We start from the raw sequence: 2,224 nt of genomic DNA, 5'->3' as shown, positions 1-2,224 counted from the left end.
GATAGTTGTTCAGCGTACCTTTGGCGTTTTTTTCAAGCAGGATATTTGCAAGAGACGCAGCAGTAAAAAACCGGGTGTGCTTACCATTCTGGCAGGCTTTAAGCGCAATAGCTGTGGCAAGGTGGGTTTTTCCGGTGCCGACAGCGCCCATGAAAATGAGATTTTCCTTTTTTTCAATAAAGCTGAACTGCTCCATGTCATGCTGCGTAAGTCCCTGCGGTATCTGAATGTTTTGCGACCACACAAAATCTTCTAAGGTTTTTATGACTCTAAAGCCTGCGACTTTGACCATTCGGTTAATGCGGTTAACTTCACGCTCTTTCAGTTCCAGCTCCAAAAGCTCGCGTATATATTGATTCGTATTCTCGTATTTGACTGTTTGCCAGTCTTTAGCTAAACCGCCCAGCTTCAGCGTTCTGAAATACCTTTCAATTAGCTCCGACATTCTTCACACCCCCTTTGGTCAGTCCGTCATATGCGCTCAGGTTGGGGTTGTAATTAATGGTGGGTGCTGTAATATCCAACGGCTTAGGATGGTTTTCTAGCTTTGAAATCATGTAGTAACATTGACGTATGCTGTCGATGTCAGTTCTGCCGTATTCGCTTGCCATAGAGATTGCTTCATCGCAGAGTTCAAGGTTGCCGTCCCGGACGATTTCGGAAAGCAGCAACAAAGCGGTTTTGCGCTCCCTGCCGTTTGTTTCTTTCAGGTGCTGCTGCCATAGCTTGGGAAGCTGATGGAAAAAACGTGTATGTGGTGCGGCTCCGGGCTTTTTGCAGAGGGTGGTCATATACTGAGTGAAATCCATGACCTCGTCATTCCGTTTGTAGGAGCGCCCATAAACCTTCAACAGCGTGTGGTCGTAGTAGATTTCAATCTTGTCAAAGAAGATTTTTACCTGTGCGGACTGACCGGCAAGTTCAGGGGTTATGCCGTATTTATTGGTATCCACCGTGATAAACCCGTATTTATTTATGCGTACTGTTTCATAACGGAATACCTCAAATTCATGCTCCGGCAGGGCCAGCAGATGCTTCTTTTCTTCCTCCCACAGTTCGTTTATGGTTTTGCCATGGATGTAGTGCTTACGGTCACCATCCTCCTCACAGAGTAAAAACAATTCCTCATTAAAGGTGTCAAAATCTGTGATGGTGGGGACTGGAACAAAGAAGTTGCGGCGGCTGTATCCCACCTTGTTTTCCACATTACCTTTTTCATGCCCACTGTCAGGATTGCAAAAATTAGAGAAAAACCTATGGTGGAGCATAAACCGTTCAAATCCTCTGGTTAGATCTCTGGTGGAATCCTTGCCGATAGCTTTAACTATAGTAGACATATTATCAAACCAGATAAACGTGGGGACGCATCCCATATATTCAAAGATCGTCTTAAGACCTTCCAAAAGGCATTCTTGATTCTGTCCTTTGAATAGTTGAAGATAGCCGGCATTACTGTACGGTAAGGAAAGATTAAGATAGTATCCTTCGTAAGCGTCAACGCAGACCCACCNNGTTTTCCACATTACCTTTTTCATTCCCAGCGGCAGGATTACAGAAGTCCGCCTGAAAACGGTGGTGCAGCATAAATCGGGCAAAGCCATCCGTGAGTTTACGCTCGGTTCCGGCGCAGATATGAGCGACCGCTGTGGTCATATTATCCGCCTTAATACGGATGGGAACACCGCCGATACGGTAGAAGATACGGGCGAGTCCAGCCAGAAGGCATTCTTGATTTTGGGACGGAAACACTTGGGTGAATCCGCTGTTCGAGTGCGGAAAAGACAGTGTCAAGGCATATCCGTCACAGTCACGTCCCAGCTCGTCGTAATATTTAAACTTACCGAAGTCCACTTCTGCATGACAGGCAGGACTTACAAGCGGAAGGAAGCCTGCACCAGACATTTTCATCAAGTATTTTTTCTTGCGGACATACTTTTTAACGCTTGAATAACCACCTGGAAAACTATGTTCCTTTTGAAGCCTCCGGTGTATTCTTGCTACTGTATGACGCTGCTTGCGCGGTTCCCTTGTGTCCTGTTCCAGCCACTCGTCTATGAACCTGATATATTCTCCGAGTAAAGGATGACGATCCGGATCACATTTTGGAAGATTATCCTCATTCCAATTGTTTTGATAGGCGTATTTTGCCACTGTCTTTTGGCAGAGTCCGGTTGTACGTGATATTTCACGCAAAGATTTCTCTTCATTTTCGTAGAGATGTTTG

Annotated in this window: 3 protein-coding genes; all 3 read right to left on the bottom strand. The window is 45.6% G+C overall.

Annotated features, from left to right (window positions below):
• On the bottom strand, nucleotides 1–445 hold a 445-nt coding region (locus B3W37_RS12670), incomplete at its 3' end, for an ATP-binding protein (RefSeq protein ID WP_483176036.1).
• Nucleotides 429–1,268 carry a Mu transposase domain-containing protein gene (locus B3W37_RS12665; protein ID WP_483176039.1) on the bottom strand — a complete coding sequence of 280 codons (840 nt, stop codon included), beginning with the start codon at nucleotides 1,266–1,268 and terminating at the stop codon, nucleotides 429–431. The genes B3W37_RS12670 and B3W37_RS12665, both read right to left, overlap by 17 nt.
• A gap of 226 nt (nucleotides 1,269–1,494) precedes the next feature.
• A complete protein-coding gene (gene istA, locus B3W37_RS12660) occupies nucleotides 1,495–2,193 on the bottom strand; it encodes an IS21 family transposase (RefSeq protein ID WP_483176038.1) in 699 nt (232 codons plus the stop codon).
• Between the last annotated feature and the right edge of the window lie 31 nt (nucleotides 2,194–2,224).

It is taken from the genome of Syntrophomonas sp. UBA5494 (assembly GCF_002426325.1).
The sequence above is the reverse complement of the archived record's forward strand: the minus strand, read 5'-3'. Positions and strand labels throughout refer to the sequence as shown.